At 61.8% G+C, this 21557-nt stretch carries 22 protein-coding genes and 1 tRNA gene; 11 read left to right on the top strand and 12 right to left on the bottom strand.

From position 1 onward, the window contains the following. Positions 1 to 96: 96 nt before the first annotated feature. From BUA36_RS23280 to BUA36_RS23240, 9 genes are read left to right on the top strand one after another with little or no spacing between them, the layout of a single operon-like run. Positions 97 to 2415 carry a DUF1549 and DUF1553 domain-containing protein gene (locus BUA36_RS23280; RefSeq protein ID WP_208861924.1) on the top strand — a complete coding sequence of 773 codons (2319 nt, stop codon included), beginning with the start codon at positions 97 to 99 and terminating at the stop codon, positions 2413 to 2415. 29 nt (positions 2416 to 2444) lie between these two features. After that, positions 2445 to 3890, top strand: coding sequence for a DUF1501 domain-containing protein (locus tag BUA36_RS23275; RefSeq protein WP_072787949.1), 1446 nt, complete (start codon positions 2445 to 2447; stop codon positions 3888 to 3890). A 13-nt stretch (positions 3891 to 3903) separates the two neighbouring features. Then, positions 3904 to 4314: a CHRD domain-containing protein gene (locus tag BUA36_RS23270; RefSeq protein WP_072787946.1), complete on the top strand. Its 411-nt coding sequence runs from the start codon at positions 3904 to 3906 to the stop codon at positions 4312 to 4314. Positions 4315 to 4326: 12 nt separating this feature from the next. Next, positions 4327 to 4704 carry a hypothetical protein gene (locus BUA36_RS23265; RefSeq protein WP_072787943.1) on the top strand — a complete coding sequence of 126 codons (378 nt, stop codon included), beginning with the start codon at positions 4327 to 4329 and terminating at the stop codon, positions 4702 to 4704. A 15-nt stretch (positions 4705 to 4719) separates the two neighbouring features. Beyond that, on the top strand, positions 4720 to 5325 hold the full coding sequence (locus BUA36_RS23260; RefSeq protein ID WP_072787941.1) for a c-type cytochrome: 606 nt from the start codon (positions 4720 to 4722) through the stop codon (positions 5323 to 5325). Between the two features lie 25 nt (positions 5326 to 5350). After that, positions 5351 to 5932 carry a peroxiredoxin gene (locus BUA36_RS23255; RefSeq protein WP_072787939.1) on the top strand — a complete coding sequence of 194 codons (582 nt, stop codon included), beginning with the start codon at positions 5351 to 5353 and terminating at the stop codon, positions 5930 to 5932. 10 nt (positions 5933 to 5942) lie between these two features. Continuing rightward, on the top strand, positions 5943 to 6944 hold the full coding sequence (locus tag BUA36_RS23250) for an SMP-30/gluconolactonase/LRE family protein (RefSeq protein WP_072787937.1): 1002 nt from the start codon (positions 5943 to 5945) through the stop codon (positions 6942 to 6944). A gap of 27 nt (positions 6945 to 6971) precedes the next feature. Then, positions 6972 to 7451 carry a c-type cytochrome gene (locus BUA36_RS23245; protein ID WP_084560310.1) on the top strand — a complete coding sequence of 160 codons (480 nt, stop codon included), beginning with the start codon at positions 6972 to 6974 and terminating at the stop codon, positions 7449 to 7451. Between the two features lie 2 nt (positions 7452 to 7453). Continuing rightward, positions 7454 to 8176 (top strand): lectin, encoded by a 723-nt coding sequence (locus tag BUA36_RS23240; protein ID WP_072787935.1) that lies wholly within the window; start codon positions 7454 to 7456, stop codon positions 8174 to 8176. Between the two features lie 35 nt (positions 8177 to 8211). On the opposite strand, the gene BUA36_RS23235 is transcribed toward BUA36_RS23240, so the two are convergent. Beyond that, positions 8212 to 10917: a TonB-dependent receptor gene (locus BUA36_RS23235; RefSeq protein WP_072787932.1), complete on the bottom strand. Its 2706-nt coding sequence runs from the start codon at positions 10915 to 10917 to the stop codon at positions 8212 to 8214. Positions 10918 to 11164: 247 nt separating this feature from the next. Between BUA36_RS23235 and groL the strand changes: the two genes are divergently transcribed. Then, entirely contained in the window at positions 11165 to 12787 is a 1623-nt protein-coding gene (gene groL / locus BUA36_RS23230; protein ID WP_072787930.1) for a chaperonin GroEL, read from the top strand. A gap of 2 nt (positions 12788 to 12789) precedes the next feature. Here groL and BUA36_RS23225 read toward each other — a convergent pair whose 3' ends face one another. From BUA36_RS23225 to BUA36_RS23175, 11 genes are all read right to left on the bottom strand, one after another. Then, positions 12790 to 13440, bottom strand: coding sequence for a tetratricopeptide repeat protein (locus BUA36_RS23225; protein WP_072787928.1), 651 nt, complete (start codon positions 13438 to 13440; stop codon positions 12790 to 12792). Continuing rightward, positions 13437 to 13823: a cytochrome c-type biogenesis protein gene (locus BUA36_RS23220; RefSeq protein WP_072787926.1), complete on the bottom strand. Its 387-nt coding sequence runs from the start codon at positions 13821 to 13823 to the stop codon at positions 13437 to 13439. Before BUA36_RS23220 ends, BUA36_RS23225 begins: the two co-directional genes overlap by 4 nt. Further along, positions 13816 to 14343 (bottom strand): DsbE family thiol:disulfide interchange protein, encoded by a 528-nt coding sequence (locus BUA36_RS23215; protein WP_072787924.1) that lies wholly within the window; start codon positions 14341 to 14343, stop codon positions 13816 to 13818. The genes BUA36_RS23220 and BUA36_RS23215 overlap by 8 nt, the downstream gene beginning before the upstream one ends. 12 nt (positions 14344 to 14355) lie before the next feature. Continuing rightward, a complete protein-coding gene (locus BUA36_RS23210; RefSeq protein WP_072787922.1) occupies positions 14356 to 16299 on the bottom strand; it encodes a heme lyase CcmF/NrfE family subunit in 1944 nt (647 codons plus the stop codon). Next, positions 16296 to 16736, bottom strand: a complete 441-nt coding sequence (gene ccmE, locus BUA36_RS23205; protein ID WP_072787919.1) for a cytochrome c maturation protein CcmE — start codon at positions 16734 to 16736, stop codon at positions 16296 to 16298. The genes BUA36_RS23210 and ccmE overlap by 4 nt, the downstream gene beginning before the upstream one ends. Further along, a complete protein-coding gene (ccmD, locus tag BUA36_RS23200) occupies positions 16733 to 16879 on the bottom strand; it encodes a heme exporter protein CcmD (protein WP_072787917.1) in 147 nt (48 codons plus the stop codon). The genes ccmE and ccmD overlap by 4 nt, the downstream gene beginning before the upstream one ends. Beyond that, entirely contained in the window at positions 16876 to 17655 is a 780-nt protein-coding gene (ccmC, locus tag BUA36_RS23195; protein WP_084560309.1) for a heme ABC transporter permease CcmC, read from the bottom strand. The genes ccmD and ccmC overlap by 4 nt, the downstream gene beginning before the upstream one ends. Before the next feature lie 17 nt (positions 17656 to 17672). Continuing rightward, positions 17673 to 18341, bottom strand: a complete 669-nt coding sequence (gene ccmB / locus BUA36_RS23190) for a heme exporter protein CcmB (RefSeq protein WP_072787915.1) — start codon at positions 18339 to 18341, stop codon at positions 17673 to 17675. After that, positions 18335 to 18970, bottom strand: a complete 636-nt coding sequence (gene ccmA, locus BUA36_RS23185; RefSeq protein ID WP_229255789.1) for a cytochrome c biogenesis heme-transporting ATPase CcmA — start codon at positions 18968 to 18970, stop codon at positions 18335 to 18337. Before ccmA ends, ccmB begins: the two co-directional genes overlap by 7 nt. A gap of 14 nt (positions 18971 to 18984) precedes the next feature. Continuing rightward, complete coding sequence (locus tag BUA36_RS23180) at positions 18985 to 20085, bottom strand: sigma-54 interaction domain-containing protein (protein ID WP_229215549.1); 1101 nt, start codon at positions 20083 to 20085, stop codon at positions 18985 to 18987. A 502-nt stretch (positions 20086 to 20587) separates the two neighbouring features. Beyond that, positions 20588 to 20663: transfer RNA gene (locus BUA36_RS23175), tRNA-Arg, on the bottom strand. Positions 20664 to 20865: 202 nt separating this feature from the next. On the opposite strand from BUA36_RS23175, the gene BUA36_RS23170 reads away from it, so the two are divergent. After that, positions 20866 to 21423 (top strand): c-type cytochrome, encoded by a 558-nt coding sequence (locus BUA36_RS23170; protein ID WP_072787908.1) that lies wholly within the window; start codon positions 20866 to 20868, stop codon positions 21421 to 21423. Positions 21424 to 21557 lie beyond the last annotated feature (134 nt).

The following is a 21557-nucleotide window of genomic DNA, read 5'->3' as shown; positions in this document are numbered from 1 at the left end:
GAAATCAACCACATGCGCATCCGGGACTGGCTGGCACGATAGTTGCCACTTAAAGCAGCAACATCAACCGTCCATGTATGCAGAAGGAGCAAGTCCGTGAACCATCCTGTAATCAAGACGCTATCGGTCGCCGTGCTGCTGGCCCTTTCCGCCGCATTGTCGGCGGCGACCGATGACAAGCCAGCCGATACCGCCAAGCCGGCGTCCGCCCCGACCAAGGCCGCCTGGGCCTACACCACGCCGCAGCGTCCCGTCGTCCCCACCGTCAAGCAGAAAGCCTGGGTACGCACGCCGGTAGACGCCTTCGTGCTGGCCAAGCTGGAAGAGAAAGGCCTGAAGCCATCGCCGGACGCCGACCGCGCCACCTATATTCGCCGCGCCACGCTGGATACCTGGGGCCTGCTGCCAACGCCGGAAGACGTCAAAGCCTTCGTCAACGACAAATCGCCGGACGCCTATGAGAAGCTGGCCGACCGCCTGCTGTCATCGCCGCACTATGGCGAGCGGCAGGCGCGCCGCTGGCTGGACCTGGCGCGCTATGCCGACAGCGCCGGCTTCCAGCAGGACGTCACGCGTCCCAACAACTACCGCTACCGCGACTACGTCATCACCGCCTTCAATAGCGACAAGCCATTCAACCGCTTTATCCGCGAGCAGATCGCCGGCGACGAGATCTGGCCGGAAAACCAGGAAGCCCATGTGGCGACTGGCTTCCTGGCCGGCTATCCAGACAACCTGAACTCGCGCGACCTGGTGCAGCGCAAATACCAGATCGCCACCGACATGACGGACCTGGTCGGCGAGACCTTCCTGGCGTCCACCATCGGTTGCGCGCGCTGCCACAACCACAAGGCCGACAAGGTCAGCCAGAAGGAATACTTCCAGCTGCAGGCTTTCTTCGCCAATACCAGTTTTGACGAGAAGGCGCCCGCCATCAAGGGCGACGCCGAACTGGCGTTCGAGAAGCAGCAGACCGCTTACCGCGAAGCGACCAAGGAGATCCGCGCCAAACAGAAAGCCATCCTCGATACGGTACGCACCGACGGTGTCAAGTACCACAAGGAGCGCTACCTGACCGACAGCCGCGATGCCATCTTCAAACCAGAAGCAGAATGGACGGCGATGGACCGCTGGGTTAACTTCCGCCTGAAATCCGTCAGCAGCGAGCAGGATGTGGTGGCCTATCTGCGCCTGACCTCCGAAGACAAGGACGCCGCGGAATACAACCCGGCCAACGTCGAGAAGTGGAAGCAGTATCAGAAACTGACCGCCGACCTGCGCAAGTTCGACAAGCTGAAACCGGAGAAAGGCAGCCTGACGCTGACCACCGCGACCGAACTGGGACACGCCGACGCACCGCCAACCTTCGTCCGTTTTGGTGGCGTGCATGAACGTCCAACCGATGAAGTGCAGCCAGCACTGCCAGCGCTGTGGGCCGGCGCCAACGCCAAGCTGGATATCAAGCCATCTGCCAGTTCATCCGGCCGCCGCACGGCGCTGGCCGACTGGCTGGCCAGCGACAGCAATCCGCTCACGGCGCGCGTGTACGTCAACCGCGTATGGTCGCAGTACTTCGCCAACGGCATCATCGGCACCGTTGCGGACTTCGGCCGTGCAGGCCAGAAGCCAACCCACCCGGAGCTGCTGGACTACCTGGCCACGGACTTCGTGCAAAGCGGCTGGAGGGTGAAGAAGCTGCATCGCGAAATCCTGCTGTCGTCGGTGTATCGCCAGTCCTCGGCCCAGCGCGACGATGTGTTGAAGGCAGATCCGGATAACAAGCTGCTGGCGGTCTATCCACGCAAGCGCCTGGAAGCCGAAGCAATCCGCGACTCGCTGCTGGCGGCATCGGGCCAGCTGGTCGACAAGGTTGGCGGTCCAGCCGTCTTCCCGCAGGTGCCGGGCAACTTCAACGCCGGCAATCTGTGGACCGCATCGACCGATCCGCAGGAACAGAACCGCCGCAGCGTCTATGTGTTCGTACGCCGCAGCGTGCCGTATCCGCTGACGCAGAGCTTCGACCCGGCCGATCCATCGCACGCCCACCACAAGCGGGACGTGACCACCACGCCGTTGCAGGCACTGACCCTGTTTAACAGCGATGTGGTGTTCAGCTGGTCGCAGGCGCTGGCCGGCCGCGTGATCCGCGAAGCAGGCAAGGACGAAAACGCACAGCTCGACCGTTTGTACGAAATCCTGTTCGCCCGTTCGCCCAACAAGTCTGAAAGAGCGGTGCTGAAGGACTTCCTGAACAAGGAAGAAAAAATCATCCAGGCCAAGAACGCTGACGGCAAGTTCGAGGTTGCCGTACCGGTAGGCGCCAAAGAGAAGCAGCTGAATCCTATCCGCGCTGCCGCCTTTGTCGACCTGGTACACGCCGTCGCCAACTCCAACGATTTCGCTTATCGCTTCTAAACATTTTCTGAGAAAAAAAGGACAGCATCATGAGTATCAATTCACGTCGCGACTTCCTGCTTAAATCCGGCCTGGGCCTCGGCGCCGGTGCAGTCAGCGGCCTGCTGCCAGGCGGTGGCTTGCTGCACGCCGCCAGCGCTGCCGATCTGGTCGATCCGCTCGCACCCAAGCAGCCGCACTTCCCGGCCAAGGTCAAATCCGTGATCTGGCTGCATCAGAACGGCGCGCCCAGCACGCTGGACCTGTTCGACTACAAGCCTGCGCTGGTCAGCCTGGCGGGCCAGGAAGTGCCAGCCTCGTTCCTGAAAGGGATCAAGACCAGTACCCAGGGCGGCGTCGGCAAGCTGTATGCCTCCAAACGCACCTGGAAGCAGCATGGTGAAAGCGCTGCGTGGTTCTCGGACCTGGTGCCGAATATCGCCACCCAGGCCGACAAGATCGCCTTCATCAAATCCAGCGTGACCGTAGGCGCCACCCACGACATCTCGATCCTGAAGCTGAACACCGGTGATCTGAGCCCTGGCCGTCCATCGCTGGGGGCGTGGGTCAGCTATGCGCTGGGCACGGCCAATCCGGACCTGCCGCCGTATGTGGTGCTCTACAACGGCAAGAACGAGCCTAGCGCCGGTTCGGTCAACTGGAACTCCGGCTTCCTGCCGGCGGTGTACCAAGGCACGGCCTTCCGTCCCGGCCCATCGCCGATCCTCTACCTGGAACGTCCAGAACTGCGCACCGCCGAACAGCAGCGCGCGTCGCTGAACCTGCTCAAGCGCCTCAACAACGACGGCGCGGCGCGCTATTCGGCCGACACCGAACTGAAAGCCCGCGTGCGCTCCTACGAGCTGGCCGACCGCATGCAGGTTGCAGCACCGGAAGCCGTGGACCTGACCAAGGAAAGCGACGCCACCAAGGAACTGTATGGCCTGAACGATGAAACCAGCGCCAGTTACGGTACCACGCTGCTGCGCGCGCGCCGCCTGGTGGAACGCGGCGTGCGTTTCGTCCAGGTGGTCACGGGCGCACCGGATGGCCAGACCGAAATCACCAGCTGGGATGCCCACAGCGACCTGGAAAAGAACCACGCCGTCAATGCCAAGATGATCGACAAGCCGATCGCCGGCCTGCTGGCTGACCTGCAATCGCGCGGCCTGCTGGAAAGCACGCTGGTGGTCTGGACTTCGGAGTTTGGCCGCACCTCGTATGGCCAGAGCGGCAATGGCCGCGACCACAATCCATGGGGTTACACCCAGTGGGTGGCCGGCGGCGGCATCAAGGCCGGTACCACCTATGGCGCCACCGACGAAATCGGCCTGCAGGTGGCCGACAAGGACAAGGCGGTCGACACCTACGACCTGCACGCCACCGTACTTCAGCTGCTGGGCCTCGACCACCTGAAAACCACCTTCCTCAACAACGGCCGCTCGGAACGTCCGACGGTGGTATATGGCAAGGTCATTAAAGAACTGCTGGCTTAATCAAGGATACGCAATGAATAAACATCGTTTTGGTTTTATCGCGCTGGCACTGGCTGCAGCGCTGGCGCAGGCTAGTGAATCGCAGGTGGTGCTGAGCGGTTCGGAAGAAACGCCCGCTGTCACCACCAGTGCCAGCGGCAGTGGCGTGATCGTGGTTGGCAACGGCGCAGCGCATGCAGTCAGCGGCAGCATTGTGGTCAAGGATGTGCAGGCGACTGCTGCGCACATCCACGCGGGCGCACCAGGCAAAAGCGGTCCGCCAGTCATCACACTGACCAAGACCGGCGACAACACCTGGTCCGTGCCAGATGGCGCGGTGCTCAACGACGACCAGTATGCGGCTTACCAGGCCGGCAACCTGTACATCAACGTGCACAGCGCCGACCACAAGCCGGGTGAAATCCGCGGCCAGCTGCGTCCTTGAGTACGGGGCTCCATGCGTAAATTGATTTTGCTCGCTGTCGCCTCGTTGTTTGTATCGGCCGGCGTTCGCTCCGCAGAGGAGATGAGCGTCGACCTGATGCAAACCATCGAAGACACCAACAAGAGCCTGTCGTCCAATATCGCCCTGAGCAACAAGGCTGGCGCCACGTCCGACGCCAAGGAACTGACGCAGATGTTTGCTGACGTAGAAACCTATTTCAACCACAAGGGCGACGCCAGCAACGCCGTCGATCTGGCGAAACAGAGCAAGGACTTGTCAAACCAGATCGTCGGCTTCGTGGCGGCAAATAATTTTGACTCGGCCACCACGGCGGCGACCACGCTGTCACGCACCTGCCGCACCTGCCATACGTTCTACAAAAAGGAGTAGCCCATTTTTAAAGCAATGAGTGCATTGCTGGTGCTGCTCCCGTTTCTTGCACTTGCCGCGCCGCCGGGTGACCCGGTGGCCGGCAGGGAGAAGGCGGATACCGAACGCTGTCTGGAATGTCACGGCAGCACCGGTGACGGCCAGGGTTTCAGCACCGGCAGCGATGGCAAGTTCGCCCGCCTGGGCGGCCAGCAGTACGACTACATCGTCAAGCAGATCCAGGATTTCCGCAGCGGTCAACGCAAGCATGAATTCATGAAGATGATGGCGACCGGGATCAGCGACGCCGACCTGGCCGATATCGCCGCCTACTTTGCGGCGTTGCCGGCCATGCCTGCGGGCGCGGCGCCGAAGAACACGACGGCACAGCAGCTGTACCAGCACGGCGATGCGGCGCGCCAGCTTCCCGCCTGCACCAGCTGCCACGGCGACAGTGGCAAAGGCATCGCTGGCGTAGCGCCGGTGATCGGCGGACAAGGCAAGGCCTATCTGGAACAGCAGCTGCAGGACTGGCGCAGCGGCAGCCGTAACAACAGCGCGGGTGGCGTCATGAACCAGTTCGCCAAGCCGCTGAGCACCACCGAGATTGAAGCGCTGGCGCGCTACGTCTCTGAAATGTAGACAACCACACAGAGAGGAATACCGTATGAAACGTATGATGATAGCTGCCCTGCTGTCGGCCGCAGTGGCGCTGCCAGCCAGCGCGGCGCTGAAGGAAGGCGACAACGCTCCGGCCTTCCAGTTGCAGGCTTCGCAAAATGGCAAAGCCTTCGCCTTTTCGCTCAAGGACGCGCTGAAGAAAGGCCCGGTGGTGGTCTACTTCTATCCATCCGCCTATACCGGCGGCTGCAATATTCAGGCACATAGCTTCGCGGTGAACCACGACAAATTCAGCGCCGCCGGTGCGACCGTGGTTGGTGTATCGCTGGACAGCATCGCGCGCCTGAACGAATTCTCGGCAGACCCCAACTACTGCGCAGGCAAGTTCCCTGTCGCCGCCGATGCAAATGGCGATACGGCCAAGGCCTACGACCTGGCGATCCGCGAGATCCCCTCCGGCCGTAAGGACACGCGCGGCATCGAGATCGACCATGCGGCCGCTGAGCGCACCACCTTCATCATCACCCCGGACGGCAAGATCGCCGCCACGGTAGGCGGACTGACGCCGGAAGCGAACGTCGAAAAGGCGCTGGCCACGGTACAGCAGCTGTCACGTAAAAAATCCTGAGGAGTACACCATGCGCCATCCACTCTGGAATCCCCTGGCCGCCGCACTGGTGGCCGCCGGCCTGACACTGGCCGCCGCCGATATCACCGCGCAGACGGCCACCGTTGCCGCTTCCATCACCCCTGCGATTGCGGGCGTGGTTGCCGCTGGCACGCCGATCGAGTTAATCAAGGAGGGCTTCAACGGTACGGAAGGACCGGTGGTACTGCCTGACGGGAGCCTGATCTTCACCGAGACCGTGGCCAACCGCATCACTCGCATCGCACCAGATCGCAGCACTTCCACCTTCCTCGATAACAGCAATGGCTCGAATGGACTGGGCTTCACCGCCAACGGTGATTTGTATGCGGTGCAGGTGCTCAAGCCGCGCGTCGGCATCGTCCACCCCGCTGCACATGCGCGTACGCTGGCCGAGGGCTGGGAAGGCAAACCGTTCGGACGACCGAACGATCTGGTAGTCGACCGCAAGGGCGGCGTGTACTTCACCGACTCCGGGGCGCCGCCGCGTCCTGCCGGATCGCCAGCGCCCGCCGATGCGCCGGTGGTGGCCAGGCCGGCCGTGTATCACATCACGCCCTCCGGCGAGCTGAAACGCCTGGCGGCCGATATCGAACGCCCCAATGGCATCCAGCTCAGTCCCGACGAGAAGACGCTGTACGTCGCCAACACGGCGGGTGAACACGTGCTGGCCTACGACATCGCCGCCGATGGCAGCGTTGGTGCGCGCCGCAATTTCGCCAAGCTGCAAGGCTGGCGCCAGACCGAAACCGGACCAAGCAGCGGCGCCGACGGCCTGGCAGTCGATGGTAGCGGCAGGCTGTATGTGGCCTCCACCGCAGGCATCCAGGTCTTCTCCAGCAAAGGTGAGGCGCTGGGCATCATCGCGCTGCCGAAGGCGCCGCAAAACCTGGCTTTCGCAGGGCCGGACAAGAAAACGCTGTACGTGGTCGGCCGCGGTTCGGCCTACAAGATCGCGCTGCTGGCGGAAGGATACGGCGGACGCGCCAAGTAGTTTTTTTAACCTGACGATGGGATACAGATGAAAGCACGTTTCAAGAAAATTCTCGCGCCGTCGCTGGCCGTGGTCATGCTGGCCGCTTCGATCGGTGCGCTGGCGCAGCAGGCGCCCAAGCCTGAGAACCTGATCAAGTGGCGCCAGTCGGCATTTCAGGTCGCGGCCTGGAATACGGGCCGCATTAAGGCGTCGGTGGATGGCCAGTACAACAAGGATGAAGTACAGCGCGCGGCTAACGCCATCGCCGCCATCGCCAACTCCGGCCTGGCCGGCCTGTTCGCGCCGGGCACGGAACAGGGCAAAGGCTGGCACGATACCAGCGCAAAACCCGAAGCCTTCAAGGATCCCAAGAAATTTGGCGAACTGAATGCCGCCTTCGGCAACGAAGCCACCGCACTGGCCAGCGTGGCCGCTGGTGGCGACCTGGCCGCCATCAAAGCCCAATTCGGCAAGCTGCAGCGCACCTGCAAATCCTGCCACGACGATTTCAAAGCCAAAGAATAATCATGACCAAAACTTCTACCCTGATTTGCGGCGCCGTCACGGCGCTGTGCGTGGCCACCGGCGCGGCCTTTGCGCAACAGGCGCAACAAGCTCCGGCACAGCCTAACACCGCCCGCTCCACAGATCCCACCAAGCCACTCAGCTTTTTCGTCACCAGCGAAGGCGTGGGCAAAGGCGCTGACCTGGGCGGCCTGGAAGGCGCCGATGCACACTGTCAGAAGCTGGCAGCGTCGGTCGGCGCAGGCAAGCAGACCTGGCACGCCTATCTGAGCACCCAGCCGGCCGAGGGCAAGCCCGCCGTCAACGCGCGCGACCGCATCGGCAATGGCCCCTGGTTCAACACGCGCGGCGTGCAGATCGCCCGCGACGTGGCACAGCTGCATGGCGACACGCTGGATGCGGCACGCCTGGGCAACAACCTGTCCCGCACCACAGTGCTGACGGAGAAAAACGAAGCGGTCAAAGGCGCGGGCGACAAGCCGAACGAGCATGACATCATCACCGGTTCGACGCCTGATGGCCGCGCCTTTGCCGATGCGGCCGACCATACCTGCAAAAATTACACGTCCAGTGCCGCAGATGGTTCGGCGCAGCTGGGTCACTTCGACCGCACTGGCGGTGGTAACACCTCGTGGAACGCTGCGCACCCTAGCCGGGGCTGCGGCCAGGCCAACCTGGTGGCCACCGGTGGCGCCGGCCTGCTGTACTGCTTCGCTGCAAACTAATATCCCCGTCATTCCCGCGCACGCGGGAATGACGTTTATAGTTTTCCGCTAAATACAATCCCCACCCAGCGCCCGACTGCCGGCACATAGCTATTCCAGGTCACCACTTGCGAGGTCCTGTCATCGAACAGGTTCTTGGCCAGCAGCGTGACATCAAACTTCTTGTCGAGCGTACCAAGGCCAATCCCAAAGTCGGTGATGCTATACGCAGGCACCCACGCATAGCTGGACAAGGACACATCCGAGTTGTACTTGCTGCTGTACGCAGTATTGAAATTGGCGTGGAATTCCTTGTTCCAGCCTTTGACCGGCGCACGGTACTCGCCACCCACATTGAAGGTGAACTTGGCCGTACCAGGCAGATTCTGCCCGGTGACGTCGCGGTAAGGCGTCGCCAGGTTGGCCATCTCCAGTGGGTTGGACGAGTTCTTGAAGTCCTTGTAGTAAGCGTCGTTGTACGCTCCCGAGAAACGCAGCACGGTATTGGGCAGGCCGCTATACACGCCATCAAACTCCAAGCCTTGGGCACGCACCTTGGCAGCATTGCCGGTGGCGGCGGTGTAGTACAGCGTGCCATCGCTCTTCTGCGCCGTGGTGTAGGCGTCATACACCTGCACTGCCTGCTGGTAGTCCTTGATATTGTTGAGGAATAGGTCAGCACTCAGCGTCAGCTTCTTGTCCAGCAGCGTGGTCTTGACGCCGATTTCGTAGGAGGTAGATTTTTCAGGTCTGGCGTTGTTGGAGTAGCCATTGATGACCTGCGCGATGCTCGCCTTTTCGCCATACTGGAACGAGACGTAGCCCGTCACATTGTCGTTGATCCTGTAGCTGGGACTGAGCAGGATGGTCGGCTGGCGGTCATGGATGGTGTCCGCCCTGGTGGTGTTATAGACCACGCCAATATTTGCCGCGCGTATCGCCTTGGCAGCTGCCAGCTGTTTTTTCTGGTCGGTGGTCAGCGCCGCATAGGCCACGCCAAAGTACTTCTGCGCCGCGAGGTTGGCCAGTGCCAGCTGCGCCGCCGTATTACCGTTGACGGCAAGGTTGCCATTGGCGTCGCTGTTGAAGCCACCCGTGGCGATACCGTTGACGACAGCCGGGTCCAACTCCGAACCAAAGCCTTCTTCAGCGATAAACTTGGTGGATGAATTCTTGCGGTCTTCTGCCGTGATACGCAGGCCACCAGTCACCGTCAACTGCTCCGAGACGTGCCAGTTGGCCTGGCCGTACAAGGCCGCACTCTTGCTATGGATGTCCTGCGGCGTGTTGGTCTCCAGCCGGCTCAGTGAATTCTGCAGCAGGTAACGGCCAGCGCCATCCTTGTCCAGCGCCGTGTACTGGGCGCCGGTAGCGAACCATGCACCGGCATCCGAGCCAAAGCCGGTGCGCGAGCTATAGTTGTTCTTCTGCGACAGCAAATACAAACCGGTCTGATAATCGACCGCGCCACCGACGGGTGAAGTCAGGCGTAACTCCTCGCTGACCTGGGCATTCCGCGACACATAACCGCCACCGTTCTTGCTGATGTCGAATGGCGTGCCTTCGTCATTGCGGGCCTGGAAGTAGAAGTCCTTATAGCCGCTGATGGAGGTGAGCGTGTATTCGCCCAGCTTCCAGGTGAGTGTGGCGGAGGCGCCATTGGTAGCGGTGACCAGTGGCCGCTGGCTGTCCTGATTGACCTGCGCCGCCAGATAATTACCGGCATAAGTGTAATCAGCCTGCTGCTGGAACCAGCGGCGGGTCAAACGCGTGGCGGCGTCGGTGGACAAAGGGTTGGGCAAGCCATTGGCATATTGGGTCGGCGTCGGCGTGAAGAAGGTCCAGCCGTTGTAATACTCTTCGTGACGCGGCGTGACCTCCAGCTTGAGCAGGGCACTGAAGTCGGCGCTAGGCGTCAGCAGGAATTGCACGCGGCCGGAGACATTGTCCTTGTTCTTGTAACCGAAATCGCCGTTGTAGGCATTTGGATAAACACCTTGCCCCTTGTCGACCGTGAACGCGGCGCGCCATGCCAGCAAGTTATCGATGAGCGGGCCGCCAACGGCGGCGTTGGCAATCACGCGGTTGTTTTCACCCAGCGCCAGGGAGAAGCTGCTGTCCGGTGTAAACGTAGGCTTGCGGGTGGTGATATTGATGGCGCCCATACTGGCGTTCTTGCCGTACAGCGTACCTTGCGGGCCACGCAGCACTTCCACGGCGTCGACATCGTAGAAGTCAAACGACGACAGCGGGTTGTAGGCGTAGCTGACGCCATCCACAGTGATGCCGACGCTGGGATCCATGGCATCAGTCTGCGCCTGCTTGCCCAGGCCTCGGATGGAAATTGCGCTGGTACGCGCATTCCCCTGGTTCCACGAGACGTTGGCCGCGCGCTGGGTGATGGAGGCAACGTCACGCGCCTGCAGGTTATCCAGCTCATTGCCGGAGACGACCGAGATCGATACCGGTACTTCTTTTAGCCGCTCCAGGCGGTTGCGCGCACGGACAGTCAATTCGCCCAGCGTTTGCGCTTCTTCTGGTTCCGGCGTTGCGGCAGGAGCCGACGTAGGCGCAACGGCAACCGGTTCGGCAACGGCGCCACCCTGGGCGGCAATGATCTGTTTGAGGCGTGCGATTTCGGCCTGCAACTCAGCGACGGTAGGATCGGCAGCATAGGCCGGTCCGCAAGCCATGAGCACCACGGTGGCGATGGAAGAAAGACGGAACGGTACGCGACCGTGACGCAAGGAGAAATCAGTCATGATGTGTCATCTGTAAAGGGAAGGCAACATCGTCTTTGCAAGTCGCATGCCACCACGCCGTCGTACGACAAGGCCGTTTTCCGCTGCCATCATTGTTGATTACGTCGCTGTTCCTGTTTGCCGGCTGCTGCATAGCCAACAGCTTTTCCCTTATACCTAAAGCCGCTATGCAAATGCGGATGTCTTACTTTGCGACCGGCGGCTACGCACCTACAATTTCCGCAACGAGCGACTTTCGAAAGAAAACATGAGTGCAAAAGATGTGGTGTTCGGTCTGAATGCGCGGGCGCGCCTGGCGTCCGGTTTCAATTTGCTGGCGGATGCAGTCAAGCTCACGCTGGGGCCGCGCGGTCGCCATGCTGCCGTGGAGCGCGGTGCCGCACCGCCTGTATGGACCAAGGATGGCGTGACCGTTGCGCGCGAGCTCTCGCTGGGCGATCCACTGCATAACATGGGCGTGCAATTGGCGACCGAAGTATCGGCCCGCACCGGCGACAGCGTCGGCGATGGCACCACCACTGCCATCGTACTGGCCCAGGCCATCGCCCGCGAAGGCTTGAAGCATGAGGCCAGCGGCTTTAGTCCCATCGATCTCAAACGCGGCATTGACCTGGCGGTAAACGCCATCGTCGAACAACTGGCAGCGCTGGCGCGGCCAGTTGCCACCAGCAGCGAGATCGCGCAGGTGGCCACCGTGTCAGCCAATGGCGACACGGTCATTGGCAAACTGATTGCGGAGGCTTACGAGCGCGTTGGTAGGGATGGCGTGATTACAGTCGAAGATGGACCGACGCTGGATGACGAGCTCACAGTTGCCGAAGGTTTGCAATTCGCGCGAGGTTACCTGTCGCCCTACTTCATCAACGACGCCGCTCGTGGCGTCGCAGAACTGGAGCGGCCGTTGATACTGCTGGCGGACCAGAAACTGGACAAGCTGCGCGACTTGCTGCCGGTGCTGGAATTGGCAGCGCAGGCAGCACGCCCGCTGCTGATTATCGCCGAGGAGATCGCCGGCGATGCACTCGCGGGTCTGGTACTGAATCACAGCCGTGGTGTACTGAAGGTGCTCGCCGTCAAGGCGCCCGGCTACGGTGAGCGCCGTCGCACCAGCCTGGAAGACCTGGCGGCGCTGACCGGTGCACGTTTGCTCAGCAGCGATAGCGGCCTGACGCTGGCGACGTTGACGCTGGCCGACCTGGGCCAGGCACGGCGGGTAGAGGCAGGCAAGGAGCACACCACCATCATTGACGGCAGTGGCGCCGCCGAAGCGATTGCGTCGCGCAGTGAGCAAATTCAGGCAGAAATCTCGGCCACGTCGGCAGGCTATGACCGTGACCAGTTGCAGCAACGGCTGGCCGGGCTGGCCGGCGGCGTAGCGGTGATCCGGCTTGGCGCCGCGACCGAATCCGAAATGGCCGAGAAGAAGGCACGCCTGGAAGATGCACTGCATGCCACCCGCGCCGCCGTCGCGGAAGGGGTGGTCGCTGGTGGCGGCGTCGCCCTGCTGCGCGCACGGCAAGCGCTGCCCATGCTGCGTGGCGCCAATAGCGGCCAGGACGCCGGCATCGCCATCCTGCTGCGCGCGATAGAAGCGCCATTGCGGCAGATTGCGGTCAACGCCGGCGTCTCTCCATCCGTGGTGCTGGAACGCGTGCTGCAAGAGACAGGTCACGTCGGCTACAACGCAGCGGACGACAGTTATGGCGACCTGGTAGAACTAGGTGTCCTCGATCCCACCAGGGTCACGCGCGTGGCGCTACAAAGCGCAGCTTCCGTGGCCGGCCTGCTGTTGACCACCGCTGCCGGTATCTATGCCATACCGCAGCCACGCGATCCGCACGACGACCACCATCACGAGGAAGCAGCTTAGCGTTATCTGGCCTGGGCCTTGGCGATATTGGCCGCGATCGAGCGGCCGATATCCGAATCCGCCGGCACCAGCGCCAGTATCTTTTTCCATGCCTTGACCGCGCTGGCCGCGTCACCGCGTTCCAGCGCCGCGCTGCCAGACAAGGCCAGCGCCTGGATATGGTTCGGATCAATCGACAGCGCTTTGGCCAGCAGCGTCTCCGGTTCACCCGCCAGCGTGCCGCTAGTGGACATACCCAGCGCCACAGCATAATCGACCAGCACATCAGGATTCTCCGGCTCCAGCGCCTGCAAATGGCGATATGCGTCCGCTGCCTGCTCGAAGCGGCGTAAAGTCTCATACGAACGCGCCAGCATGCGCCAGCCAGCGGCATCATCCGGCTGCTGCGCCAGCCGTGAAGCCAGCCGCGCAACCATCTGCTCCACCTGCGCCGGACCGATATCGCTGCTGCGCGCAGCCTCCGGCGCCGGGCGCAGGCCATTGGGATTACCCAGCACCGCATACAGCGACACCGCCAGCAAAGGCACACCCAGCGCCACCGTCCACACAGGCCAACGCTGGACCGATTCGCCTGCTGGCCGCCACAAAGGCGGCAATACAAATCCCAGTGCACACGTCAGCAGCAGGCTGGCAATCAGAATAAAGACGGTCATTGTTCGTGCTCTCCACTGCCGGCCCGGCGTTGTAGCTGATACAGCAGCGTTGCCACACCCGCCGCCAGCAATGCGAAAGGACCTAGCCATAATATCCAGGTCGCGGCTTTGAACGGTGGCCGGTACAGCACAAAGTCGCCATAGCGCTGCACCATGAAGTCAATTACCTGCTGCTCCGACTTCCCTTGCGACAGCTGCAGCCGCGCCTCGCGCTTTAAATCCAGCGCCAGCTGGGCGTGCGAATCTGCGATGCTCTGGTTCTGGCACACCAGGCAACGCAGCTGTTCCGCCACATGGGTGACGCGGCGTTCAAGCGCCGCATCGTCCGCACTGGCGATTGCGGCCCACAACAGCAGGACGGCGACACGCCATCGGCTAACCATGGTTCAGTTCCTGGATCAGCGGCAGCAGCTGTTCCTTGATCTGCGCCGACGTCAGGCCACCTGTCAGTTTCAGGCGGATCAAGCCCTGCTTGTCGATGACAAAAGTCTCCGGCACACCGTACACACCGAATTCGATACCGGTCTTGCCGTCGCCATCAAAGGCGGTGGCCTGGTATGGATTGCCAAACTCGTTCAGCCATCGCTGACTATCGCCGCGCTGATCGTTGTAATTCAGGCCAACCACCGGCACCACCTTGAGTTTTGACAGCTCCAGCAACGCCGGATGCTCTGCGCGGCAAGGGCCACACCAGGAAGCCCACACGTTCAACACCCATACCTTGCCGCGCATGTCGGTGGAACGGAATGTTTCGCGCGCATCGCCCACCTGCGTCAAGCTGAATTCCGGTGCGCGCTTGCCCACCAGCGGCGACGGGACGTCCTGTGGTTTGAGCCGCAGGCCGATGCCCAGGAACACCAGCAACACGGCAAAGCCGCCCAGTGGCAGTATGTATCGTTTCATTCTCTGTCCTCGTTAAACAAGTACCGCAACGCTGGCTGCCTGAGTTGCTGCTTCGCGCCGGCCCAGCCGGTACCGGCGGTCCGTTGCGGCCAGCAATCCACCGGCAGCGATCATCAGGCAACCGGCCCAGATCCAGCCCATGAAAGGCTTGCGCTGCATGCGTACCAGCCACGCGCCATCCTTGCCCGGCTCGCCCAGCGACAGGTAGATATCCTGCGTGAAGCCTCGTTCGATCGCCGCTTCCGTCATCGGCATCTGCTGTACGGTGTAGTAGCGCTTCTCCGGTTGCAGGATCACCATGTTGTTATCGGCATCGACCACCTCGAAAGTGGCGCGTGCGGCGACGTAGTTGGGACCATCCACCTTTTGCAGATTGACGAAGCTGTAGCGCAAGCCATTGCTGACCAGGCTTTCACCCACGCGCAGGCTGGCGTCTTCGGATACCTCCCCACCTTTGACCAGCGTGACGCCAAACACAAACACGGCGATGCCCGCATGCGCAGCCAGCATGCCCCAGTAACCCAATGGCTGTTTCACCACGTTGCGGCGCTGCGCTAGGTGCAAACCTGTGCCCAGCACAATCCACAGTGACAGCATGAGCCCAGCGGCGACGGTCGGCCGGTATTTCAAACCCAGCCAGGCGGTCAGCCCGAACAACAGGGCAATCTGCGCGATTTTCGACAACCGTCCGCCAACCTTGCCCCACGCCGCGCGCTTCCATTCAACGAAAGGCGCGGCCGCCATCAGCACCAGCACCGGCAGGAACAACGGCATCAGCACCGCTTCAAAATATGGCGCGCCGACCGAGATTTTTCCAAGCTCCAGCGCATCCAGAAATAAAGGATACAAAGTCCCCAGCAGCACCGTGGCTGCCGCCGTCAACAACAGCACGTTGTTCATCAACAGCAGCGACTCGCGCGAGAACACTGCAAAGCGTTCCCCGGCTCCGACCGACGGCGCGCGCCAGGCATACAGCGCCAGCGAACCACCGATCACCAATGCCAGGAAGGCCAGGATAAACAGGCCACGGCGCGGATCGGTGGCAAACGCATGCACCGATGTCAGCACGCCGGAGCGCACCAGGAAGGTCCCCAGCAACGACAGCGAGAAGGCCACGATGGCCAGCAGCACGGTCCAGTTCTTGAAACTGCCGCGTTTTTCCGTGACCGCCAGCGAGTGGATCAGCGCAGTGCCGACCAGCCAGGGCATGAAGGAAGCGTTTTCCACCGCATCCCAGAACCACCAGCCGCCCCAGCCCAGTTCATAGTAGGCCCAGAAGCTGCCGAGGAAGATCCCCAGCGTCAGGAAGGCCCAGGCAACCAGTGTCCATGGCCGCGACCAGCGCGCCCAGGCAGCATCCAGTTCGCCGCCCAGCAGCGCGGCAATGGCAAACGCAAACGCCACCGAAAAACCGACATAGCCCATATACAGCAGCGGCGGATGGAGGATCATGCCAGGGTCCTGCAGCAAGGGATTCAGGTCGCGGCCATCGCGCGCGGCAGGCACCAGGCGTTCAAAGGGGTTCGACGTGAACAGCATGAACAGCAGGAAGCCAACGCTGATCCACGCCATGACAGCCAGCACACGCGCAGCCAGCGCTGGCGGCAAGCGCTTGCTGAACAGCGCCACCGCCGCCGTCCAGCAAGCCAGTATCAAGACCCACAGCAGCAGCGATCCTTCATGTCCGCCCCATACCGCCGCCACGCGGTAGTACCAAGGCAGCATGGAGTTGGAATTGGATGCGACATAGGCGACGGAAAAGTCGTTGCCGACGAAAGCCGCTACCAGGCAGCCAAACGCCAAGGCCACAAAGGTAAACTGCCCTGCCGCCGCCGGCCGCGCCAGCGCGATCCAGCTTCGCCGCCCACGCCAGGCGCCCAGCAGCGGCAAGCTGCCTTGCACCAGCGCCAGGCATAGCGCCAGCATCAGCGTGAAATTGCCAAGTTCCGCTATCATTTGTCCACCTTCGCAGCCAGTCCTTTTTTCAATGCATAAGCAGCATCGGGCGGCATGTAGTTTTCATCGTGCTTGGCCAGCACTTCCTCCGCGACGAACCGGTGGTCCGCATCCAGCCTGCCTTGTGCGACTACACCCTTGCCCTCCTTGAACAGGTCCGGCAGGATGCCACGGTAATGCACCGGCACACCGCGTGCCATATCGGTGACGATAAAACTGACTGTGATGCCGTCTTCTGCGCGTGTCAGGCTGTTCGCTTCCACCATGCCGCCAAGGCGAAAACTGCGGTTGTGCGGCGCCTCGCCCGCCAGGACCTGCGTCGGCGTATAGAAGAACACCAGATTCTTCCTGAACGCCGACAGGATCAGCCAGGTGGCCAGCGCCAATGCGATTAACGTAGTCACCACCAGTATCAGGCGTTGCTGGCGGCGCGTCATGAACGCTGCTCCGCTGCACGGCGACGCGCCCGCAATGCCAGCTGCTCGATCAGCAACGCCAGCGCGGTGACTGCGAAAGCGCCCCAGACATAGCGCGCGTAGCCGCCCATCGCCAGGAAATCATTCCAGCTATCCCAGATCATGCTTGTACTCCCAGATAGCGCTGAACCCAGTCGGCATGGCGTTCGCGCTCCAGCACAATGGTGCGCAGCCGCTGCAGCGTGGCGCCGATGGCATAGGCCCACAAGGCCAACGTCATGACCAGCATCCCTTGCAGCATCAGCGTCGCCATCGATGGTGCGGTGCGCAGCGATACCGATGCGCCCTGGTGCAACGTGTTCCACCACTGGACGGAAAAATAGATGATGGGTACATTCACCACACCCACCAGTGCCACCACGGCGCCCGCGCGGTCGGCGCGGCGCGGATCGGCAATGGCCGCCTGTAGCGCCATGAAGCCGATGTACAGGAACAGCAAAATCAGTTCCGACGTCAGGCGCGCATCCCACACCCACCACGTACCCCAGGTTGGCTTGCCCCACAGCGCACCGGTCCACAGCGCTAGAAAGGTGAACAGCGCGCCGGTCGGCGCCAACGCACTGGCCATCATGGCCGACAGCCGGGTGTTCAGTACCAGGCCAAGCGCCGACCAGAAAGCCATGGCCAGATAAATCAGCATCGACAGCCACGCGGCAGGAACATGCACGAAGATGATGCGGTAAGCATCGCCCTGCTGGGCATCGGTTGGTGCGGCGAACAGGCCGATATACAGCCCGGCCAGCGCCAGCAGCACAGCAACGCTATGCAGCCACGGAATCAGGCGGTCTGCCAGCGGCACAAAGGCCTGCGGCGCGGCGTAGCGCAGCCAGTGGCTAGCGCGCGGCGGCTGGTCCGCAATAGAAGTTCTGATACTCAGCACAACGTTATCCTTTTTATCTATTCAAGCGAAATCCGTAACGCCGATGCGGTAGCCCACGGCGCCAGCGCAGCTGCGGCGGCCAGCAGCCCGCCCAGCAGCAGCAGATTGGCTTCGACCAGCGTGCCGCCCGCATCTGCGGATGCGGCGCCCGCGCCAAAAATCAGCACCGGTGTATACAGCGGCAGTACCAGCAGCGCCACCAGCACGCCGCCACCACGCACATCCAGCGTCAGCGCCGCGCCGATGCTGCCCACCAGGCTCAGTGCCGGCGTGCCAACCAGCAGGCTCAATATCAGCGCGATGGTGGCGCTGGCGTCGAGGTCGAACTGCAAGGCCAGCAAAGGCGTCAGCAGCACCAGCGGCAGGCCGCTGATCAGCCAGTGCGCGACGATCTTGCCAGCCACGATCAGCACCAGCGGCTCCGGCGACAACAGCAGCTGTTCCAGCGTACCGTCCGCGTAATCCGCACCAAACAGCCGGTTCAGCGCCAGTGTGCTGGCCAGCAGCGCCGCCACCCACAGCACGCCAGGCGCCAAAGTCCTCAGCAACGCCGGTTGCGGCCCCAGTCCCAGTGGGAACAGGGTGCAGACGATGACGAAGAACACCAGCGTCCCCAGTACATCGGTACGGCGACGGAAGGCCAGCAGCAGATCGCGCCGTATCACCTGCAGCAGCGCGTTCACCATGGCGCCAGCTGATCGAGATCGAACTGCCCCAGCCTGCGCGCCTCCAGCGCCTGCGCCTGATGCGTGGTGTAGACCAGCATGCCGCCGCCGGCCAGGTGCCAGTTCAGCGTGCGGCACAAGGTCTGCACGGCCGGCTGGTCCAGCGCGACAAAGGGTTCATCCAGCAGCAGCAAGGGTGGCAACCGGTCGAGTGCCAATCGGGCCAGCGCAACGCGCCGACGCTGGCCTTGCGACAGCGCGCGCGCCGGCAGTTCGGCCGAACCGCCCAGCCCCACGCTGACCAGCGCCACCAGCGCCTGATCGCGGCTGCACGCCACGCCGGACAGCGTGCTGCTGACCACCACGTTCTCCCAGGCCGACAAATCATCCTTGATGGCGCTGGCGTGGCCGCAGTAGATCAGCTGCCGGTGATAATCCTCGCGCAGGCGCTGAATCGGCGTACCGTTCCAGCGCACCTCCCCCAACAGCGGCCGGCCCAGGCCACACAGCAAACGCAGCAGGCTGCTCTTGCCACTGCCGTTGCGGCCCTTGAGCCATAACGCCTCGCCGCTTTGCAGTTCGAAGTTCAGATCACTGAATAGCTGGCGCTCACCGCGCGCGCACGCCAGCTGGTGTGCTTGCAGAGACATGGTCTGTACACCCATCAGTGCTGCAGCGCTTCGCCACGGCCCGTGCTTGCCGACAGGTCGCCGCTGCCGCCATCGAAGCCGATCAGGCCAAAGCGCTTCAGATGGGTGCGCAGGATATTGCGGCTGATGCCCAGCGCGCGCGCCGTCTGCACCTGATTGCGGTTGCACACTTCAAACGCCGTACGCACCAGCCCCGCCTCCATGCGGTCGAACAGGTCCGGCTGGTCCGATTCGATCATGCTGTTCACCAGCGCCGACAGCTGCTGCTGGAAGCCATCGGCGTCGATCGCAGCCGAGGATGCGGTTGCGGCAGCGGGCTGGCGCACCGGCTGTTGCTGGCTGCGGTGCGCAAGGCCGGTCAGCTTCAGGTCCTCAGCCTGTATCAGGTTGTCGCGGCAGACGATGAGGGCGAAATGGATCACGTTTTCCAGCTCGCGGATATTGCCTGGCCAGCCGTACGACAGCAGCGCCATCTTGGCTTCCGACGACAGCGTCACGTGGTGCAGATTCAGCTTGCCGCCATAGACCTCGATGAAATGGCGCGCCAGCGGCAGGATATCGCCAGTACGCTCGCACAGCGGCGGCAGGTTGATGGTCGCCACGCCCAGCCGGTAATACAGGTCCGAGCGGAAGCGGTCGGCCGCAATGGCCTTGTGCAGATCGACATTGGTGGCCGCCACCAGCCGTACGTTCAGCGGAATCGGCTGGCGCGCACCGAGCCGCACCACCTGGCGCTCCTGCAGCACGCGCAGCAGCTTGACCTGCAGCGCTGGCGACAGGTCGCCGATTTCGTCGAGGAACAGCGTGCCGCCGTTGGCTGCTTCGAACCAGCCGGAGCGCGCCTGGGTGGCGCCGGTGAAGGCGCCCGCTTCGTGTCCGAATAATTCCGCGTCGATCAGCGATTCGCTGAAAGCGCCGCAGTTGACGGCCACAAACGGACCACGCCGTCCGCTCTGGGTATGGATATGACGGGCAATCAGTTCTTTTCCGGTGCCCGTCTCGCCCACAATCAGGGTCGTGGCATCGCTACGCGCGATACGCTCGACCTGCTGCAGCAATTCGGACGAACGCGGATCATGGAACAACATTGCCTTGGCGCGTATCGACAATGTCATGTCGGATTGCCCCGGAAAAGTGAGTAGTTTGTCCACTGCGCATCCCATTCATTGTTATTAGTAAGTCACCCTAGACTAAGAGGAATTTGATGCAGCGCACACGAATGATTTCGATGATATAAATTCACATTTTGGATAAAGCGACAACTCTCCTATGAGGCGCAAAGAGGTGTTGAAAACACAGCAGAACATCAACAGTCCAGCAACAGCGCGGCAACAACAGATTCTGTTGTTTTTTATATTACGGGAAGGATTTAACAGTGTTTGTGCTGCGGCGCAGCATAGCGAATGGGAAAATGGCCGGATATTTTTGAATTTCGGAGCATTTTGATGTGGGTCAAAAAATGCGGAGAAAATTACCACGCATCTATAGCTGATAATTGCCGGAATTGACGCGCAGCGCGGCGCGTGCGGGCGCTGGAGCAGACAGGGAACTGGTCACCATGTTGCTGCGACGACAGCAACAGGACCTGCTCTAACCTGTTGATTTTAAGAGAAATTATGGTGCGGCTGGCGGGGATCGAACCCACGACCCTTGGCTTCGGAGGCCAATACTCTATCCACTGAGCTACAGCCGCGACAGGGGGGATACACGAAGGTGTGCCGTAGGATACCGTTTTTATTGGCAACCGTCCATGGGGTAGTGTCGTTTTAAACAAGTTTGCGTTTCCCTCGCGGCATTCTTGTGTCTATAATCAGCCGTTTGGTGAATGTTTTACAAGGTAGCTGCTGATCCACTCTTCGCGCCACCCGGCATGAATTTAGTCTGTTAAGGAAATCATGAGCGATACACATAACGAACACGAATCCGTCATCAGAACGCCAAAGCAACTCGTGATAGCTGTTATCGGCTTCTTCGCAATAGTCATTTTCGGCATTGTTCTTCTGGTCCAGTTTGTCACGACCACCAAGCTGACGGGCGCTGGCTCCAACAGCCAGGCCCCGGAAGAAATCGCCACCCGCATCGCCCCCGTCGCTGACGAAGGCTATACCCTCAAAGACGCCAACGGTCCGAAAGTGCTGCAGACCGGCGAAGCCATCTACACCTCGACGTGCGCGGCCTGCCATGGCGCTGGCGTGGCTGGTGCGCCGAAGTTCGGTGATGCCGGCGCCTGGGGTGCACGCATCTCGCAAGGCTACGACACGGTGGTCAAGCACGCGCTGGAAGGTCTGCGCGCCATGCCAGCCAAAGGCGGCAATCCGGATCTGGATGATGTAGAAGTGGCGCGCGCTGTGGTCTGGATGGCCAACCATGCGGGCGGCAAGTTCAAGGAACCTGAAGTGCCAGCCGCACCAGCCGCTGCGGCGGCGGAACCCGCCAAAGACGCTGCCAAATAAGCTGCCTCCACCACCAAATAAAAAACCGGCTTTCAGGCCTAATGCCGTTCAGTTAAGGTCTCGTTTTAAGACTCGTACGGTGTAACGTTTAGGCAGCGCTTTAACGGCCCGATCGTAATGGCGATCGGGCCGTT

The organism is Duganella sacchari (assembly GCF_900143065.1).
Taxonomy (GTDB): Bacteria; Pseudomonadota; Gammaproteobacteria; order Burkholderiales; family Burkholderiaceae_D; genus Rugamonas; species Rugamonas sacchari.
The sequence above is the reverse complement of the archived record's forward strand: the minus strand, read 5'-3'. Positions and strand labels throughout refer to the sequence as shown.

What these genes read in the sequence shown, in the direction of transcription:
- BUA36_RS23265 (WP_072787943.1), top strand. Translation starts at nt 4,327, where the DNA reads ATGCGTAAATTGATTTTGCTCGCTGTCGCCTCGTTGTTTGTATCGGCC.
- BUA36_RS23235 (WP_072787932.1), bottom strand. Translation starts at nt 10,917, where the DNA reads ATGACTGATTTCTCCTTGCGTCACGGTCGCGTACCGTTCCGTCTTTCT.
- ccmB (WP_072787915.1), bottom strand. Translation starts at nt 18,341, where the DNA reads ATGGTGAACGCGCTGCTGCAGGTGATACGGCGCGATCTGCTGCTGGCC.
- BUA36_RS23225 (WP_072787928.1), bottom strand. Translation starts at nt 13,440, where the DNA reads ATGACCGTCTTTATTCTGATTGCCAGCCTGCTGCTGACGTGTGCACTG.
- BUA36_RS23215 (WP_072787924.1), bottom strand. Translation starts at nt 14,343, where the DNA reads ATGAAACGATACATACTGCCACTGGGCGGCTTTGCCGTGTTGCTGGTG.
- BUA36_RS23275 (WP_072787949.1), top strand. Translation starts at nt 2,445, where the DNA reads ATGAGTATCAATTCACGTCGCGACTTCCTGCTTAAATCCGGCCTGGGC.
- BUA36_RS23250 (WP_072787937.1), top strand. Translation starts at nt 5,943, where the DNA reads ATGCGCCATCCACTCTGGAATCCCCTGGCCGCCGCACTGGTGGCCGCC.
- BUA36_RS23210 (WP_072787922.1), bottom strand. Translation starts at nt 16,299, where the DNA reads ATGATAGCGGAACTTGGCAATTTCACGCTGATGCTGGCGCTATGCCTG.
- BUA36_RS23255 (WP_072787939.1), top strand. Translation starts at nt 5,351, where the DNA reads ATGAAACGTATGATGATAGCTGCCCTGCTGTCGGCCGCAGTGGCGCTG.
- BUA36_RS23260 (WP_072787941.1), top strand. Translation starts at nt 4,720, where the DNA reads ATGAGTGCATTGCTGGTGCTGCTCCCGTTTCTTGCACTTGCCGCGCCG.
- ccmD (WP_072787917.1), bottom strand. Translation starts at nt 16,879, where the DNA reads ATGATCTGGGATAGCTGGAATGATTTCCTGGCGATGGGCGGCTACGCG.
- ccmA (WP_229255789.1), bottom strand. Translation starts at nt 18,970, where the DNA reads ATGTCTCTGCAAGCACACCAGCTGGCGTGCGCGCGCGGTGAGCGCCAG.
- BUA36_RS23170 (WP_072787908.1), top strand. Translation starts at nt 20,866, where the DNA reads ATGAGCGATACACATAACGAACACGAATCCGTCATCAGAACGCCAAAG.
- BUA36_RS23180 (WP_229215549.1), bottom strand. Translation starts at nt 20,085, where the DNA reads ATGACATTGTCGATACGCGCCAAGGCAATGTTGTTCCATGATCCGCGT.
- groL (WP_072787930.1), top strand. Translation starts at nt 11,165, where the DNA reads ATGAGTGCAAAAGATGTGGTGTTCGGTCTGAATGCGCGGGCGCGCCTG.
- BUA36_RS23240 (WP_072787935.1), top strand. Translation starts at nt 7,454, where the DNA reads ATGACCAAAACTTCTACCCTGATTTGCGGCGCCGTCACGGCGCTGTGC.
- BUA36_RS23245 (WP_084560310.1), top strand. Translation starts at nt 6,972, where the DNA reads ATGAAAGCACGTTTCAAGAAAATTCTCGCGCCGTCGCTGGCCGTGGTC.
- BUA36_RS23220 (WP_072787926.1), bottom strand. Translation starts at nt 13,823, where the DNA reads ATGGTTAGCCGATGGCGTGTCGCCGTCCTGCTGTTGTGGGCCGCAATC.
- ccmE (WP_072787919.1), bottom strand. Translation starts at nt 16,736, where the DNA reads ATGACGCGCCGCCAGCAACGCCTGATACTGGTGGTGACTACGTTAATC.
- BUA36_RS23270 (WP_072787946.1), top strand. Translation starts at nt 3,904, where the DNA reads ATGAATAAACATCGTTTTGGTTTTATCGCGCTGGCACTGGCTGCAGCG.